This window comes from Duganella sp. Dugasp78, assembly GCF_059491455.1.
The window spans coordinates 3,810,353-3,825,762 of the sequence record NZ_CP168506.1; the positions used below are offsets into that span (position 1 = coordinate 3,810,353).

17 protein-coding genes are annotated in these 15,410 nt (G+C 63.9%); 11 read left to right on the forward strand and 6 right to left on the reverse strand.

Annotation, left to right across the window (positions count from 1 at the left end):
* Positions 1 to 61 precede the first annotated feature (61 nt).
* Positions 62 to 1,981: a methyl-accepting chemotaxis protein gene (locus ACEN9O_RS16895; protein ID WP_495613021.1), complete on the forward strand. Its 1,920-nt coding sequence runs from the start codon at positions 62 to 64 to the stop codon at positions 1,979 to 1,981.
* A 131-nt stretch (positions 1,982 to 2,112) separates the two neighbouring features.
* Here ACEN9O_RS16895 and ACEN9O_RS16900 read toward each other — a convergent pair whose 3' ends face one another.
* Entirely contained in the window at positions 2,113 to 2,754 is a 642-nt protein-coding gene (locus tag ACEN9O_RS16900) for a glutathione S-transferase family protein (protein ID WP_495618494.1), read from the reverse strand.
* A 141-nt stretch (positions 2,755 to 2,895) separates the two neighbouring features.
* Between ACEN9O_RS16900 and ACEN9O_RS16905 the strand changes: the two genes are divergently transcribed.
* Positions 2,896 to 3,183, forward strand: a complete 288-nt coding sequence (locus ACEN9O_RS16905) for a YciI family protein (protein ID WP_495613022.1) — start codon at positions 2,896 to 2,898, stop codon at positions 3,181 to 3,183.
* Here ACEN9O_RS16905 and ACEN9O_RS16910 read toward each other — a convergent pair whose 3' ends face one another.
* From ACEN9O_RS16910 to ACEN9O_RS16930, 5 genes are all read right to left on the reverse strand, one after another.
* On the reverse strand, positions 3,184 to 3,525 hold the full coding sequence (locus ACEN9O_RS16910) for a ribonuclease E inhibitor RraB (protein WP_495613023.1): 342 nt from the start codon (positions 3,523 to 3,525) through the stop codon (positions 3,184 to 3,186).
* Positions 3,526 to 3,529: 4 nt separating this feature from the next.
* Positions 3,530 to 3,862: a nucleotidyltransferase domain-containing protein gene (locus tag ACEN9O_RS16915; RefSeq protein WP_495613024.1), complete on the reverse strand. Its 333-nt coding sequence runs from the start codon at positions 3,860 to 3,862 to the stop codon at positions 3,530 to 3,532.
* Entirely contained in the window at positions 3,852 to 4,262 is a 411-nt protein-coding gene (locus ACEN9O_RS16920; protein WP_495613025.1) for a nucleotidyltransferase substrate binding protein, read from the reverse strand. The genes ACEN9O_RS16915 and ACEN9O_RS16920 overlap by 11 nt, the downstream gene beginning before the upstream one ends.
* Positions 4,263 to 4,331: 69 nt before the next feature.
* Positions 4,332 to 5,813, reverse strand: coding sequence for a sensor histidine kinase (locus ACEN9O_RS16925; protein WP_495618495.1), 1,482 nt, complete (start codon positions 5,811 to 5,813; stop codon positions 4,332 to 4,334).
* Positions 5,814 to 5,836: 23 nt separating this feature from the next.
* Positions 5,837 to 6,562 carry a response regulator gene (locus ACEN9O_RS16930; protein ID WP_495613026.1) on the reverse strand — a complete coding sequence of 242 codons (726 nt, stop codon included), beginning with the start codon at positions 6,560 to 6,562 and terminating at the stop codon, positions 5,837 to 5,839.
* Positions 6,563 to 6,780: 218 nt separating this feature from the next.
* Here ACEN9O_RS16930 and ACEN9O_RS16935 point away from each other — a divergent pair, with 218 nt between their 5' ends.
* The 9 genes from ACEN9O_RS16935 (at position 6,781) to ACEN9O_RS16975 (ending at position 15,406) form a co-directional block, all read left to right on the forward strand.
* Positions 6,781 to 7,848, forward strand: coding sequence for a porin (locus ACEN9O_RS16935; protein ID WP_495613027.1), 1,068 nt, complete (start codon positions 6,781 to 6,783; stop codon positions 7,846 to 7,848).
* Positions 7,849 to 7,946: 98 nt separating this feature from the next.
* Positions 7,947 to 8,918 (forward strand): Bug family tripartite tricarboxylate transporter substrate binding protein, encoded by a 972-nt coding sequence (locus ACEN9O_RS16940; RefSeq protein ID WP_495613028.1) that lies wholly within the window; start codon positions 7,947 to 7,949, stop codon positions 8,916 to 8,918.
* A 32-nt stretch (positions 8,919 to 8,950) separates the two neighbouring features.
* Positions 8,951 to 10,039 (forward strand): ABC transporter substrate-binding protein, encoded by a 1,089-nt coding sequence (locus ACEN9O_RS16945; RefSeq protein WP_495613029.1) that lies wholly within the window; start codon positions 8,951 to 8,953, stop codon positions 10,037 to 10,039.
* Between the two features lie 117 nt (positions 10,040 to 10,156).
* Positions 10,157 to 11,932 (forward strand): ABC transporter permease, encoded by a 1,776-nt coding sequence (locus tag ACEN9O_RS16950; RefSeq protein ID WP_495613030.1) that lies wholly within the window; start codon positions 10,157 to 10,159, stop codon positions 11,930 to 11,932.
* 29 nt (positions 11,933 to 11,961) lie between these two features.
* Positions 11,962 to 13,032, forward strand: coding sequence for an ABC transporter ATP-binding protein (locus ACEN9O_RS16955; RefSeq protein WP_495613031.1), 1,071 nt, complete (start codon positions 11,962 to 11,964; stop codon positions 13,030 to 13,032).
* Between the two features lie 336 nt (positions 13,033 to 13,368).
* Positions 13,369 to 14,100 carry a beta-ketoacyl synthase chain length factor gene (locus tag ACEN9O_RS16960; protein WP_495613032.1) on the forward strand — a complete coding sequence of 244 codons (732 nt, stop codon included), beginning with the start codon at positions 13,369 to 13,371 and terminating at the stop codon, positions 14,098 to 14,100.
* Positions 14,093 to 14,878, forward strand: a complete 786-nt coding sequence (locus ACEN9O_RS16965; protein WP_495613033.1) for a lysophospholipid acyltransferase family protein — start codon at positions 14,093 to 14,095, stop codon at positions 14,876 to 14,878. Before ACEN9O_RS16960 ends, ACEN9O_RS16965 begins: the two co-directional genes overlap by 8 nt.
* A complete protein-coding gene (locus ACEN9O_RS16970) occupies positions 14,871 to 15,125 on the forward strand; it encodes a phosphopantetheine-binding protein (protein WP_332853719.1) in 255 nt (84 codons plus the stop codon). The genes ACEN9O_RS16965 and ACEN9O_RS16970 overlap by 8 nt, the downstream gene beginning before the upstream one ends.
* 11 nt (positions 15,126 to 15,136) lie before the next feature.
* Complete coding sequence (locus tag ACEN9O_RS16975) at positions 15,137 to 15,406, forward strand: acyl carrier protein (RefSeq protein ID WP_495613034.1); 270 nt, start codon at positions 15,137 to 15,139, stop codon at positions 15,404 to 15,406.
* Positions 15,407 to 15,410 lie beyond the last annotated feature (4 nt).

Here is a 15,410-nt window from a genome sequence, read left to right on the forward strand (position 1 = left end):
CACTATTCGATTACGCTGATTTGCAAATATGCTTATGCCGATTTAACCTTTGGGGAGTGTCATGGCTAGTCTTCTGCGCCGTCTGTCGATACAGCAAAAACTGATGCTCAGCATGGCGGCCTGCCTGCTGCTGTTCCTGGTGGTCTCGGCCACGCTCAGCGTGGTCATGACGGGCAACAGCATCCGCGAGCGCGTGGTGACCCAGGAGCTGCCGGCCGAGGTGGGCGAGATTCGCAACGACATCCTGCGCCAGATCGGCGAACCGCTGGCGGCCACGCTGTCGGTCAGCGCCAACACCTTCCTACTGGACTGGGAGAAAGCCGGCCTGCCGGACAGCGGCCTGCCGGCCTGGATCGCCTACGCGGCCAGCATCCGCAAGTCCGCCAAGGCGGCGGCGGTGTCGTGGGTGTCCGGCAGCACCGGCAAATATTTCGACGAGAAAGGCTACAGCCGCACGCTGGACAAGGGCGCCGCGGCCGACCAGTGGTTCTTCAGCTTCCTCGCCAGCGGCAAGCCGTATTCGCTCAACCTGGACAAGGAGCCGGGCGCCACCACCTACAACGTCTTCATCAACACCCGCTTCGACACCGGCGACGGCAAGATCGGCGTGGCCAGCCTGGGGCTGTCGGTCAACAAGCTGGCCGAGACCATCCGCAGCTACAAGGTCGGCGCATCCGGCTTCGTCTATCTGGTGCGGCCGAACGGCATGCTGATCGTGCACCGCGATGCCGCGCTGGCGGACGGCCAGCATTTCATGAAGGACCTGCCGGGCTTTAACGCCGAGCTGACCACCCAACTGCTGGGCGGCCAGAGCTACGCCAGCGCCAGTTACTCGGCGCCGGGCGGCAAGCGCCTGGTGGCGTCGTCGTTCGTGCCGGAGCTGAATATGTATGTCATCGCCGAAGTGCCGGAGGCCGAGGTGCTGGGCGCGGTCACGCGTTCGGTGACGGTGTCGGCGCTGGTGGGCGGCCTGGTGGGCGGCGGCATCGGCCTGTTCGTGGTGTTCCTGGTCAGCCGCGCGATCGCGGCACCGGTGGCGCGCGCCGCGCACATGCTGGGCGAGATCGCCGACGGCAACGGCGACTTGAGCCGCCGCATGACGGTCGAGAGCGAGGATGAGGTGGGCGCGCTGGCCGATGGGTTCAACCGCTTCGTGTCGTCGCTGAACGCCACCATCCGCAAGGTGCGCGACAGTACGGAGACCATCGCCACCGCGTCCAGCGAGATCGCCAGCGGCAACCTGGACCTGTCCTCGCGCACCGAGGCGCAGGCGTCCAGCCTGGAGGAGACCGCGTCGGCGATGGAGGAGTTGACGGCCACCGTGACGCAGAACGCGGAAAGCGCCAAGCAGGCCAACCAGCTGGTGCAGTCGGCCTCCGGCTACGCGACCGAGGGCGGCGAGGTGGTGGGCCGCGTGGTGCAGACCATGGTGTCGATCAAGGACAGCTCGCGCAAGATCGTCGACATCATCGGCGTGATCGACGGCATCGCCTTCCAGACCAACATCCTGGCCTTGAACGCAGCGGTGGAGGCGGCGCGCGCCGGCGAGCAGGGTAGGGGCTTCGCGGTGGTGGCGTCCGAGGTGCGCAACCTGGCGCAGCGTTCGGCCAGCGCGGCCAAGGAGATCAAGGAGCTGATCGGCGATTCGGTGACCAAGGTCGATGCCGGCAGTGCGCTGGTCGACGAGGCCGGTGTCACGATGAGCAAGATCGTGTCGTCGGTGGAGCAGGTGACCAGCATCATGGGCGAGATCGTCGCCGCCAGCCACGAGCAGAGCGAAGGCATCGCGCAGGTCAACCTGGCGGTGACCGAGATCGACAGCACCACGCAGCAGAACGCCGCGCTGGTGGAGCAGGCGGCAGCCGCTGCCGGCTCGTTGCAGGAGCAGGCCGCGCACCTGGCGGAAGTGGTCAGCGTGTTCAAGCTGGAGGAGGCGCCGCGCGCCGGCGCTACCCGCCTGGCGCTGCGCCAGGCGCGCTAGCGCCACCGAACAACTGCGCCGCCGCGGCGGCTCGCAGGATATTTCGGATGCGATGACGTAGACCCTCGAATGCTGGCTCGCAGCCCCCGCCGGAGCCGATCCCGCAGGCTTGCAAGGCGACCAGATCTAGGCTAGAGACTAGAATTAAACGCCAATTGCGCGGCGAACGCGCGCTTGTACGCAGGTCGCGCCTCTCCTCGGGCGACATAGGCAGCCAGGCCGGAAAATTCATCCAGAATGCCCGACGGCCGCAGCCTGAGCAGCACCGATACCATGGTCAGGTCGCCCGCGCTGAACGCGCCATCCAGCCATTCGGCATCCGCCAGGCGCGCAGAGAGCTGGCCCAGGCGGTGGCGGATACGATCAACGATCAGAGGCAGGCGCTCCTTGGTCCAAGGTTTATCCCCCTCCAGAAATTTCGCGGTGACCAGTTCAAGGATAGGCGGTTCCACCGTGTTGAGCGCGGCAAATATCCATGTCACCGCGCGGGCCCGGGCGTTGGCCTCGTCCGGCAGCAAACCCGCGTGATGCGAAGCGATGTGGAAGATGATCGCGCCGGACTCGAACAGCGCCAGGTCGCCTTCCTCATAGGTCGGGATCTGGCCGAAGGGATGAATCGCCAGATGCGCCGGCTCCTTCATCGCGGTGAATGAAACCGGGCGCACCTCGTAGGGCAGTCCCACTTCCTCAAGTGCCCAGCGGACGCGCGTGTCGCGTGCCAGTCCCATGCCGCCGTCGGGCGACCGTTCAAATGCAGTAATGGTGAGTGTCATCATGGTCTCCTGGTGATTAAGATGACGACGAACGACTCGCCACCAAATCGACATGTCACGCCAAATCTTTTCATTCATGGGCCGATGCACGCGCTGGCCCGGTGATATGATGCCCAGGTTTCCCAATAAGGCTACCCGAGCATGTATATCGTCAATCTGACTTATCTGAAACCGCTGGCGGAACTGGAGGCGCATCTGGCCGCGCATCGCGCCTTCCTCGACGAGCAGTATGCGCGCGAGATGTTTCTCGCTTCGGGTCCCAAGAACCCGCGCGACGGCGGTGTGATTATTGCGAGTGGACGGCTGTCGCGCGCGGAGCTCGACGGCTTGCTGGCTCAGGACCCGTTCGCGCGGAACGGAATCGCCAGCTATCAGGTGACGGAGTTCGCGGCCACCAAGCACCACCCGGCGCTGGCGGCCTTGCTGTAATCAGGCGGCAGGACCGACGTCCATGCCGTCGTAGGATTCGAGCTGGTGCTCTTCGGCGAAGACGTAGAACTCCTGGTTGCGGGCGTGCAGCGTGTCGGCGGTGTGCTTCTCGACTTTTTCAACGTGCAGCCACCACAGCGCGGGCACGCTGGCTTCCGGCTTGGAGTCGTAGATGCCGACCACCTGATAGCCCTTGGCCTTCAGCTGCTCCGAGGCGGCTTCCAGTTTGCTCTTGGTCTCATCGGCGAAAAAATAGCCCCACAACAGCGGCTTGGAAATGTCCCACGGCGCGTTCTGCTTCATGTCGGCAAACAGCTCGACCATGTCTTCTTTGGTGATCATGTACTTATTCCTTATTGCGGTGATAGAACGACACGCCCACTCTTTCGATATGGGCTAGCAGTTCTGGGTTGTCGATCCGGTCGCGGATCGACAAATCTATTTTGTAGGGCAGCAGCAGGTCGTCCAGCTGATTCTCTATTTTGAGTAGCAGCGGCATGTTCAGGCCCGCGCCGGTCAAACACAGATCAATATCCGAGCCGCGTTTGAAAGTGCCTTTGGCTCGTGAGCCATACAGAATCGCCTGCTCGACCTCAGGGTGTGCGGCAAAAACAGCACCCATGCTGCGCACAACACCAAGCTTCAACCCGAATACGAGCGGCTCCAGTTCAATCGACATCGGCGAGCTCCGTCATTTTTTGCTCGAACGCCGTGAATAGCGCGAAGTAGTGCTTCAATATCAGGCCGGAGATTTCGTCGGCGGTTTCCTTGTTATAGGTATGCGCCGATTGGTTGCGGCTTTTAATCATCCCCATCCAGGTTTCGCCGTCGCTGATCAGGTCATATTGAAACGCCTCGCGCGTCGCGTCGCGGGAGCCGCTGATATTGCTGTTGCCCTGATAGTGAAAGTAATCCTTCATGACGTTCCACGCCAGTTCGTGCGTGAACTCGAATGCCTTGATCAGGCCTTGCTGCTCAAGCTCGTTCAGGTCGCCGTGGTCGATGAATTTTTTCAGCTGCGTCAACGCGCGCCGGTAATTCGACAGGCGTTGCAGCCAGCGGATGTCCTGCTCGCTCATAGTGTGCCCCGGACGCTAACGTTATAAAGCGTATTTTACCGCAGCGGCGATGGGCCGGGGCAGAGCGGCTCAGGTGCCGGGGAAGGCCACGGTCACTTTCAGGCCCTGGCCGGTGCTGGCGTCGTCCAGCGTGATGCTGGCGCCGTGCAGGGTGGCGATGTCGCGCACGATGGCCAGGCCCAGGCCGGCGCCGCCGGGATTGCGCTCCAGCGTGGCGGCGGCGCGGTAGAAGGGCGCGAACACCCGTTCGCGCTCGGCGGCGGCGATGCCCTGGCCGCTGTCCTCCACTTCCAGCACCACGCCGCCCGCATCCGGCCGCACCCGCAGCGTCACCGTGCCGCCCTGCGGCGTGTAGCGCAAGGCGTTGTCGACCAGGTTGGCGATCATCTCGTGCAGCAGCAGGGCCTGGCCGTGAACCACGCATTCACTGTCCGCCTCAAGCGCCAGGTCGATCTGCTTGGCCACCGCCGCCATCGCCATTTCCAGCCCGACCTGGCGCGCGATGTCGCGCAGCGAGGCAGGCTCCGACTGGGCCGCCGCGCCGTCGGCGTCGCCGCCATGTTCGATGCGGGCCAACGTCAACAGCCGGTTGGCCAGGTTGACCGTCGAATCGGTGGTGGCGGCGATGCTGTGGACGATCTCGCGCAGCGCCGCCCGCGTGGCCTGCGGATCGGCGCCGGGACGGTCGCATTCGCGCAGCGCCAGTTCGGCCTGCGTCTTCAGCACCGTCAGCGGCGTGCGCAGTTGGTGCGAGGCGTCGGCGATGAAGCGGCGCTGGCTGCTGATCAGGATGTGCAGGCGCGAACGTGAGCTGTTCATCGCCGCCACCAGCGGCCGCACTTCCTTGTGCACCAGCGCCGGATCGACATCGGAAGGATCATTGAGGCTGCGCGTCTCCACCGCGATCTTCAGCCGCATCAACGGTTGCAGCACCAGCCGCACCGCGAACCACACCAGCAGCGCCACCGCCAGCAGCAGCAAGGCCTGCCAGCTCAGCGTGTCGAACAGGATCTGGTTGGACAGGCCGCGCCGCGCCTCCAGCGTTTCGCCCACCTGGATCAGCGCGATGCCGCGCATCGAATCGTCGTACACCGGCTGCAGCAGCGCGGCGATGCGCACCGGCTGGCCGTTGTAGTTGGCGTGATAGAAGCGCACCAGCGCCGGATAGGCCTCCGAGCGCGGCACATTGGCCGGCACCGGCGGCAGGTCGGCGTAGCCGGACACGGTCTCGCCGTTGATGCCGGTGACCTTGTAGTAGATGCGGCCCAGCGTATCGGTCTCGAAGCTGTCCAGCGCCACGTAGGGCACGTCCGCCACCACCTTGCCGTCGACGATGGAGACGCGTTCCGCCAGCGCGCGCGTGGAAGCGAGCAGCGAACGGTCGTAGGCCACGTCGGCCGCGTCCAGCGCGTTGTGGTAGACCGACAGCGTGTTCAGCGCCACCAGCACCAGCAAGGGCCCCAGCAGCCAGCGCAGCAGCTGGCCGCGCAGGCTGCCCAGCGGCAGGGCGCCCGGACCGAAGCGGCGCGCCATCTTCTCCAGCAACGACATGCGGCGGCCGGCCAGGGCCAAGGTCAGCCGCCCTTGGCGCCGCCAGCCGGCGCCGGGACGGGCGCAGGCCGCGGCTGCAGCAGATAGCCGATGCCGCGCAGCGTGGTGATGACGGCGGCGTCCGGCGCGGCGATGTCGAGCTTCTTGCGCACGCGGTGGATATACAGCTCGATCGCATCGAGGTTGGCGTCGTCGGCCAGCGCGAAGACTTCGTCGAACAGCTTCTCCTTCGAGACCGCGCGGCCGGAGCGCGTGATCAGCGTCTCCAGCACCGCGTGTTCGCGCGGCGTCAGCGCCAGCGGGGCGCCGGCGTAGCTGAACATGCGCGTGACGGTGTCGAAACTGAGCGCGCCGCAGCTGTGTACCAGCGCCTCGTTGCCGACGCTGCGGCGCAGCAGCGCTTTCACGCGCGCCTCCAGTTCGGCCAGTTCGAAGGGCTTGGCCAGGTAATCGTCGGCACCCAGGTTCAGGCCCTGCACGCGGTCTTCCAGGCCGCCGCGCGCGGTCAGTATCAGGACGGGAGTCTGGCCGCGCGGTCCGCCACGTGCGCGCAGGCGCTTGAGCACTTCCAGACCGTCCATGCGCGGCAAGGTCAAGTCGAGGATCACCAGCGCGTAATCCTGCGTGTGCAGCAGGGCGTCGGCATCGGCGCCGTTGTCGGCGCATTCCACGGTCAGGTTGGCGTCCCGCAGGGCCTTGGACAGCCAATGTGACAGCTCGGTGTGGTCTTCAACTAACAGAATGCGCATAAATTCTTGCCAACCATATGAAATAAGTTCAGTGTAAGGCCAGAATCATGGTCGCAGCCGCCTCAAAAGGGAAGTCCCCACCTGATTTGTGGTGCATGGACGACAGGAATCCATGCCGAATGAGCAGTGAAAGGTAATTGAAAGGAAGTGACTCCTATAGTGGCAGCCTGATTGCAAAGATCAGTCGCCACAAATAACTACATCCTCTGGAGACCTACATGAAAAAAACCTCGTTGACCCTCGCTATCATGGCACTCGCGGCAGCCGCTGGCGGCGCCGCTCACGCCCAATCGAACGTGCAGGTCTACGGTTTGCTGGACATGGGCGTGGAAACGGCCAATAACAAATCGGCAACCGGCGGCAGCCAGACCAGCGTGATCTCGGGCGGCATGAATACCTCGCGTTGGGGCCTGCGTGGCAGCGAAGACCTGGGTGGTGGCCTGAAAGCCATCTTCAACCTGGAAGGCGGCATCCTGATGGACACCGGCGCACAGGACGGCGTGCTGTTCAAGCGCCAGGCCACCGTCGGCCTGGAAGGCGCCTTTGGCCGCGTGGTTCTCGGCCGTTCGTTCAGCGCCGTGTACGACACCGTGATCGCCTACGATCCGATGGGCTTTGCGCCTTACTACTCGTGGGCCACCTCGGGCCCTGCTACCGGTCCTAGCAAATACGGCTTCACCACGGCGTACGACAACATCATCAAATACGCCGGCACTGTTGGCGCCTTCAAGTTCGGCGCCAACTACGCCGCCGGCGAGCAGACCACCGGCACGCAGGACAGCGCCAAATACGGCTTCAGTGGCGCCTACAACCTGGGTGCCGTGAACCTGATGGCCACCTGGGAGCGCAACAACGGCAACACCGTTCCGGCTACCGGCAACCGCGACAAGAACACCGTCTGGCACCTGGGCGCGAATTATGAAAACGGCCCGCTGAAACTGTTTGGCGTGGTGCGCGACTACAAACTGGTCGCCGGCAAGGCGCTCACCGCCGACGTCGACGCCACCACCACCTGGGCCGGCATCGCCTACAAGACCAACGAGGTGACCACGCTGACCGGCGCTGTTTATCACGTCAACGTCAAGAACGTCGCCGCCGGCAAGGACGCCGATCCAACCATGTACGTGGCGCGCTATCGCTACGCACTGTCCAAGCGCACCGACCTGCATGTGTCGGCTGCCTACGTCAAGTCCAAGAACGGCCAGCTGACCGGCTTGTCGCGCGACGACGCCGCCTTCGGCACCAGCCAGCACGGCCTGGTCGTCGGCATGCAGCACCGCTTCTAAGCCGAAGAGGGAGCGCGGCATTTTTCATGAAAATGCCGCGCTCTGAAAGCGCTCTGAAAGCGCTTTGAAAGCTTCACCGTTCTAAGATACCTACCAAGATGACTAAAGTTTTGCTGGCTTTGATTGCCGCGCTCTTGCTAAGCGCTGCAGCGCAGGCGGCAGGCCTGGAGTGCATCGTGCCGTCCAAACCGGGTGGCGCGATGGACCTCACCTGCAAGCTGGCGCAAAAGGGTTTGCAGGGCTTGAGCGGCACGCCGAAGCCGCCGCCGTCGGATATGCATATCAGCTATCTGCCGGGCGGGATCGGCGCTGTGGCCTGGCATTCGCTGGTGTCGCAGCGGCGTTCGGAACCGAATACGCTGGTGGCTTTTTCGGGCGGCTCGCTGCTCAATCTGGCGCAGGGCAAGTTCGGCAAGGCCAAGTCTTCCGATGTGCGCTGGGTGGCGGCGCTGGGCGCCGACTACGGCATGATCGCGGTGCGCGCCGATTCGCCCTACAAGACCTTGGGCCAGCTGGTGGCGGCGCTGAAGGATCATCCCGGGAAGGTCCTGATCGGCGTCTCCGGCACCATCGGCAGCCAGGACTGGCTGAAGATGGCGATGGTGGTCAAGACCGCCGGCGTCGATCCCAAGGTGCTGCGTTTCGTGGCGCTGGAGGGCGGCGGCGAAGCTTTCGCCGCCATGCACGCCAACCTGGTGCAGGTAGTGTCCGGCGACGCCAGCGAAGCGACGCTGTACGCGGCGGACGGCAATACCAGGGTGCTGGCGATACTGGCCGAGCACCGCCTGCCGGGCGTGTTGGCGAATGTGCCGACGGCGCGCGAGCAGGGCATCGATGTGGTGTGGCCTATCATCCGGGGCGTCTGGATGGGGCCACAGGTGTCGGATGCGGATTATCAGCACTGGGTCGCCAACTTCGACCGCGTGCTGGCCAGTCCGCAGTTCGCGCAAATGCGCGCGGCGTCGGGCCTGTCCCCGTTTGGGCTGACCGGCGACGCGCTGGCAGCATATGTAAAAAAGGCCGTGGACGATTACGGCAGGCGCGCCGCCGAACTCGGTCTGGTGCGCTGAACACCAATACCTATAAAACGACGGAGACAAACATGATGTTCAAAACCACCTTGGCCGCTGCATGCGCCACTCTTTTCGCCGGTGCTGCTTTCGCGCAGGTGCCGGCCGGCTATCCGGCCGACTACCAGAAGATCATTGACGGCGCCAAGAAAGAGGGCAAGCTGGTGATCTACGGCGCCACCGACAGCAAGGCCACCCAGCCGCTGATCAAGGATTTCAATACGCTGTACCCGGGCATCACCGTCGAATACAACGACATGAATTCCACCGAAGTGTACAACCGCTTCATCTCCGAAGTGGCGGCCGGCGGCAACACGGCCGACGCCATGTGGTCGTCCGCGATGGACCTGCAAATGCGCCTGGCCTCCGACGGCTACGCGCTCAAATACAAATCGGTCGAAACGTCCAAAGTCCCCGGCTGGGCGGTATGGGACGACCAGGCCTACGGCACCACCTTCGAGCCGGCCGCCATCGTCTACAACAAGCGCCTGGTGGACGCCAAGGAAGTGCCGCAGACGCACGCCGACTTCGCCAAGCTCATTACGCAGCCCAAGTTCAAGGACAAGGTCACCACCTACGATATCGAAAAATCCGGCGTCGGCTTCATGTTCATGACCCAGGACGCGCGCGAGAATCCGAAATTCCTGGATCTGGAAAATGCCTTCGGCGCGGCCAAGGTGCGCGTGCAGTCGTCCACCGGCACCATGATGGAACGTATCTCGTCGGGCGAGAACCTGATCGGCTACAACGTGCTCGGCTCCTACGCGCTGGTGCGCGCCAAGACCGATCCGTCGATCGGCGTGGTGCTGCCGAAGGATTACACGCTGATCCTGTCGCGCGTACTGTTCATCAACAAGGCCGCCAAGAACGTCAACGCCGCCAAGCTGTGGCTGGACTACATGCTGTCGCATCGCGGCCAGACCATCGTCGCCAACGAATCCAAGCTGTTCGCGATCCGCGCCGACGTCACCGGCGAGACCACCTCGGCGGACCTGATCAAGTTGATCGGCAAGGACAACGTCAAGCCGGTGCCGGTGCATCCTATCGTGCTGCAGTTCCTGGGGCCGGCCAAGCGCATGGCCTTCCTCAAGCAGTGGAAAGAAACCGCAGGCAAGAAGTAATCGTTCCACCCGCCCGCGCAACCCGAACCGACGCGGGGTCTGACCCCCAGGGGTCAGACCCCTGCCGCTGACCTGCGGGGTCGGTGTCCGCATGCGCACGTACAAAACGGAATTCCTATGCAAACTCTCACTCTCCCTGGCTCCGGCCGGCGCGGCATCAACTGGACACGTGGCGTGGTGGTGACGCTGACCGCCACCGCCATCTTCCTGCCGCTGCTGCTGATCTTCTACCAAAGCTTCCTGAACGCGCCCTTCTTCATGCCCGCCAAGGAGCTGGGCCTGGACGCCTACCGTTTCATTTTTGAAGACCCTGACTTCTCGGTGGCGTTCAAGAACGCCTTCCTGCTGGCCGCCGGCCTGACCGCCATCGCCGTGCCATTGGGCGGCATGCTGGCCTTCCTGATGATACGCACCGACCTGCCGGGCCGCGGCTTCATCGCGCCCATGCTGCTGGTGCCGATCTTCGTCTCGCCGATGGTGATGGGCTTCGGCTACGTGGTCTCGATGGGCCCAGTGGGCTTCTACTCGCTGTGGGCCAAGGACATCCTCGGCTTCATCCCGTGGAATATCTACTCCTTCACCAGCATCGTGGTGATCGCCGGCCTGACGCACGTGCCGCACGTCTACCTGTACGCATCGTCCGCGCTGAAAAGCCTGGGCTCCGACGTCGAGGAAGCGGCTCGCGTGGCCGGTGCGTCGCCGCTGCAGGTGATGTTCAACGTCTCGCTGCCGATGATCACGCCGGCGCTGGCCTATGCCGCCGTGCTGGTGTTCTTCCTCGGCTTCGAGGTGTTCGGCCTGGTGCTGGTGCTGGGCGATCCCGAAGGCCACCTGGTGCTGGCGACCTATCTGTACAAGCTGACCAACAAACTGGGCACGCCGTCCTACCACCTGATGGCCGCCGTCGCCGTCTGCCTGGTGATGGTGACGATGCCGCTGGTGATGATACAGCGCTGGTTGCTCAAGTCGGCCAACAAGTTCGTCTCGATCAAGGGCAAGGGCGCGCGTTCGAAGTCCATGCCGCTCGGTAAATGGAAATGGCTGGCCTTCGCGCTGATCTTCGCCTGGCTGATGTTCACCATCATCATGCCGATGTCGGGCATCGTGCTGCGCTCCTTCGTGGAGTACTGGGGCGAGGGCGTCAACCTGCGCGACGTGCTGACCTTGCAGCACTTCCGCGAGATCATGGAGCAGCCGGCGCTGATGCGCGGCATCCTCAACACCATCCTGATCGGCGTGATCGGCGGCGGCTTCGCGGTGATCTGCTACTGCGCCATCGCGCTGGCCATGCACCGCAAGCCGGACGGCATCACCCGCTTCCTGGACTACAGCGTGCTGGTGCCGCGCGCCATTCCTGGCCTGCTGGCCGGCCTGTCCTTCCTGTGGGTGTTCCTGTTCGTACCGAGCTGGCTCGATGGCATGTTGAAGGGCATGGACAACGGCGCGGCCCTGTGGCTCAGCGAGCACGCGATACCGGTGCTGCGGTCGCTGCGCTCGACCATCTTCGCCCTGTGGCTGGCGTATTCGGTGGTGTGGCTGGCCTACGGCATGCGCCTGATTTCCACCGCGCTGCTGCAAGTGGGGCCGGAGCTGGAAGAGGCGGCGCGCGCGGTCGGCGCATCGCGCGGACAAGTGACGCGCGACGTCACCATCCCGCTGGTGAAGTACGGCCTGCTGGGCGCGTGGTTGATGGTGTTTCTGATCTTCGAGCGTGAGTATTCGACCGGCGTGTACCTGCTGTCGCCGGGCACCGAGGTGATAGGCGCGATGCTGGTGTCGCTGTGGGCCGGCGGCTCCACCGACCTGGTGGCGGCGCTATCGTTCATTAACATTACGCTGGTGGCCATCGGCCTGGGCGTGGCCCTGCGCTTTGGCGTGAAGCTGCATAATTAAGTCAAAATAAAATGAAACGAGACCTCATCATGAATGAACTGACCGTCAACGACCTGCACCTGGACTACGGCACCGGCGCCCACGCCAACTCGATTCTGAAGGGCGTGTCCATGCACCTGCAAAAAGGCGAAGTGGTGGCGCTGCTGGGCCCTTCGGGCAGCGGCAAGACCACGCTGCTGCGCGCCGTGGCCGGACTGGAAAGCCCGAAGCAGGGCACCATCTCCATCGGCGACCGCAATGTGTTCGACGGCGCGAAGAGTTTTGAAATGCCGGCCGAGCACCGCAACCTGGGCCTGGTGTTCCAGTCCTACGCGCTGTGGCCGCACAAGACGGTGTTCGACAATGTCGCCTATGGCCTCAAGCTGCGCAAGATGGGCGCCACCGAGATCAAGGACAAGGTCAGCGACGTGCTGAAGAACCTGGGCCTGGGCCACCTGGCCGAGCGCTTCCCGCACCAGCTGTCGGGCGGCCAGCAGCAGCGCGTGGCGATCGCGCGCGCGCTGGTCTACAACCCGCCGGTGATCCTGCTGGACGAACCGCTGTCCAACCTGGACGCCAAGCTGCGCGAAGAAGCGCGCGCCTTCCTGCGTGAGCTGATCGTGCGACTGGGCCTGTCGGCGCTGATGGTCACGCACGACCAGGCCGAGGCGATGGCGATCTCGGACCGCATCCTGCTGCTCAACAACGGCAAGATCGAGCAGCAAGGCTCGCCGCAAAGCATGTACGAGACGCCGGACACCTTGTTCACCGCCGAATTCATGGGCAGCAACAACCGCCTGCCGGCCAAGGTGGTGCAGCGCGACGGCGCCAGCGTGACGCTGGCCGTCGGCGCCACGCCGCTGCGGGCCACCGCGCGCGGCGCCGGCGGCGGCGAGCCGTCCACCATCATCCGCGTGGAGGAAGTGAAGATCAGCGCGACGCCGGTGGAGAACGCGATCGAGTTGCCGCTGCTGACCTGCATGTACCTGGGCGACCGCTTCGAGTGCCTGTTCAAGAGCGAGGACGGACCGGAGATGAGCCTGCGCGCCTATTCCAAGTACAAGCTGGAAGCGGGCAAATACTGGCTGCAAATGCCGGCCGATAAACTCTGGGTGTTCTGACCCCGTCAACCTCCCGGACCGCCGCCCAGGCGCGTCCGGGATATACTTCGCTTTCGCGTCCTCGCGTGAAACATATCAGCCGCACTCTGAAACATTCCCGCTTTCTGCCGTCCCCGCTTTTTCCTGCCAAAAAACGTGATTTTTGGAGAGAATCCGCACTGTCAATTGCACAAAAGGCGGGGATAGACGATAAAATAGTTGCCCTAAGTCTATTTATTTGAGGTGACGGCAAGAACTGTCGTTTATAATTTGAAAAGTACGTCGGCTGGCATTTCTGCGGCATGTGAGCATGAGGTCGTCCCTTTTTCATCTCAAAGCTCTGGATTATTTAATAACATGCGTACGAACGGTGTCAGTTTTTCGATTTCCCGGCACGCCGAATGGGCGCCGGGGCTGTCCGATCCCGCCGCCTGGGAACAGTGGGCGCAGACCCCGTTTGCGATCCAGGCCGGTGCCGAGCCGGGCGTCAAGGCGATGCCTGCGATGCTGCGCCGCCGCGCCGGTTTTCTCGGTAAGATGGCGCTGGAAGTGGCATACCAATGCCTCGACGGCCGCACCGATATTCCCACGGTTTTCTGCTCGCGTCACGGCGAGGTGGCGCGTTCGCTGGAGCTGCTGAGCGACCTGGCGCGGGGCGAGCCTTTGTCGCCGACGGCGTTCAGCATGTCGGTGCATAACGCCATCGCGGGGCTGCTGAGCATTGCCCGCGGCGACCGCGCCAATCAGCTGGCGCTGGCCGCCGGCGCGGCCACCATCGAGCATGCCGTCATCGAGGCCTGCGGCCTGATGGCGGACGGCGCGCCCCAGGTGCTGCTGGTGGCCTGCGATTGCCCTTTGCCGGAGTTGTTTGCACCGTTTCAGGATTGCGAAGAACAGCCGTATGCGTGGGCGTGGCTGCTGACGCCAGCGGCGGACGACGCGATATCATTGAACTGGACCGCGAGCGTCGAGCCGCCGTCGGCCGGCATGCCGGCCGGCCTGGAGGTGGCCCGTTTCCAGTTGCGCGGTGCGCGGCGGCTGGAGCGCTGCGACGGACGCCTGCGCTGGAGCTGGACCCGCGATGCGTGACCGGCTGGCGGCCATGCTGTCGCGCTACTGGCGCGTGTTCGCCACCGGCCTGAGTTTTCTGGTGTTCGGCGTTGGCGGGCTGCTGTTGCGGGTGCTGGTGTTCCCGGCGCTGAACGTGGTGGTGCGTCAGCCGGAGCGGCGCGTGACGGCGGCGCGCACGGTGATACGGCGGGCGTTTCGCAGTTATGTGGATTTGATGCGCGCGCTGGGCGTGCTGCGTTACGAGATACGCGGCGTCGAAAAGCTGGACCGGAGCGGCCTGCTGATACTGGCCAACCATCCGACGCTGATCGACACCGTGTTCCTGATGGCCTTCGTGAAGAACGCCGATTGCATCGTCAAGGGCGCGTTGTGGAACAACCCGTTTACGCGCGGACCTGTGCGCGCGGCGGGCTACATCAACAACGAGGGCGGGGCGGAGCTGGTGGACGATTGCATCGCCTCTCTGCGGCGCGGTAATAACCTGATCGTGTTCCCGGAAGGGACGCGCACGCCGGGCAATGGCGTGATCAGCATGAAGCGCGGCGCGGCCAACATCGCGGTGCGCGGCGCGCGCGACATGACGCCGGTGCTGATCCGCTGCGAGCCGGCCACGTTGGGCAAGGGCGACAAGTGGTGGCGCGTGCCGCCGCGCCGTGTGCTGATACGGATCGACGTCCAGGATGACCTGGCGGTAGCAGCGTTTACCGAGGGTGCCGCCAGCGATGTGATGGCGGCGCGCCAGTTGACTGAATTTTTACAGAATTATTTTACCGGGAAGTGCCAAAGCCATGCTTGAACTGGAAGTGAAACAACTGATCATCGATGTGCTGCAACTGGAGGACATCACGCCGGCCGACATCGATAGTGCGGCGCCGCTGTTCGTCGAAGGCCTGGGCCTGGACTCGATCGACGCGCTCGAACTGGGCGTGGCCCTGCAGAAGAAGTACGGGATTTCGCTGTCTGCCGATTCGGAAGACACCCGTCGCCATTTCGCCTCGGTCCAGGCGCTGGCAGCGATGATCGATAGCCATAGAAAGAAATAAGGGAGCGGGACATGATTGATTTGAACGACATGAGCAAAGAGCAGTTGCAGATCTGGGTAGTCGATCTGCTGGCCGAGATGTTTGAACTCGACAAAGCTGACCTGAGCGCAGACTCGAACCTCTACGCCGACCTGGACATCGACAGCATCGACGCGGTCGACCTGGCGGTGAAGCTCAAGCAGCTGACCGGCAAGCGCCTGCAGCCGGAAGTGTTCAAGACCATCCGCACCATCGGCGACGTGGTCGACGCGCTGGCCGGCATGACGGAGCAGGCAGCGTAAGTGC

Bases quoted from the DNA above. Each gene is read 5' to 3' on its own strand.
- ACEN9O_RS16895 (WP_495613021.1), top strand. From the start codon at position 62: ATGGCTAGTCTTCTGCGCCGTCTGTCGATACAGCAAAAACTGATGCTC.
- ACEN9O_RS16900 (WP_495618494.1), bottom strand. From the start codon at position 2,754: ATGACACTCACCATTACTGCATTTGAACGGTCGCCCGACGGCGGCATG.
- ACEN9O_RS16905 (WP_495613022.1), top strand. From the start codon at position 2,896: ATGTATATCGTCAATCTGACTTATCTGAAACCGCTGGCGGAACTGGAG.
- ACEN9O_RS16910 (WP_495613023.1), bottom strand. From the start codon at position 3,525: ATGATCACCAAAGAAGACATGGTCGAGCTGTTTGCCGACATGAAGCAG.
- ACEN9O_RS16915 (WP_495613024.1), bottom strand. From the start codon at position 3,862: ATGTCGATTGAACTGGAGCCGCTCGTATTCGGGTTGAAGCTTGGTGTT.
- ACEN9O_RS16920 (WP_495613025.1), bottom strand. From the start codon at position 4,262: ATGAGCGAGCAGGACATCCGCTGGCTGCAACGCCTGTCGAATTACCGG.
- ACEN9O_RS16925 (WP_495618495.1), bottom strand. From the start codon at position 5,813: ATGTCGTTGCTGGAGAAGATGGCGCGCCGCTTCGGTCCGGGCGCCCTG.
- ACEN9O_RS16930 (WP_495613026.1), bottom strand. From the start codon at position 6,562: ATGCGCATTCTGTTAGTTGAAGACCACACCGAGCTGTCACATTGGCTG.
- ACEN9O_RS16935 (WP_495613027.1), top strand. From the start codon at position 6,781: ATGAAAAAAACCTCGTTGACCCTCGCTATCATGGCACTCGCGGCAGCC.
- ACEN9O_RS16940 (WP_495613028.1), top strand. From the start codon at position 7,947: ATGACTAAAGTTTTGCTGGCTTTGATTGCCGCGCTCTTGCTAAGCGCT.
- ACEN9O_RS16945 (WP_495613029.1), top strand. From the start codon at position 8,951: ATGATGTTCAAAACCACCTTGGCCGCTGCATGCGCCACTCTTTTCGCC.
- ACEN9O_RS16950 (WP_495613030.1), top strand. From the start codon at position 10,157: ATGCAAACTCTCACTCTCCCTGGCTCCGGCCGGCGCGGCATCAACTGG.
- ACEN9O_RS16955 (WP_495613031.1), top strand. From the start codon at position 11,962: ATGAATGAACTGACCGTCAACGACCTGCACCTGGACTACGGCACCGGC.
- ACEN9O_RS16960 (WP_495613032.1), top strand. From the start codon at position 13,369: ATGCGTACGAACGGTGTCAGTTTTTCGATTTCCCGGCACGCCGAATGG.
- ACEN9O_RS16965 (WP_495613033.1), top strand. From the start codon at position 14,093: ATGCGTGACCGGCTGGCGGCCATGCTGTCGCGCTACTGGCGCGTGTTC.
- ACEN9O_RS16970 (WP_332853719.1), top strand. From the start codon at position 14,871: ATGCTTGAACTGGAAGTGAAACAACTGATCATCGATGTGCTGCAACTG.
- ACEN9O_RS16975 (WP_495613034.1), top strand. From the start codon at position 15,137: ATGATTGATTTGAACGACATGAGCAAAGAGCAGTTGCAGATCTGGGTA.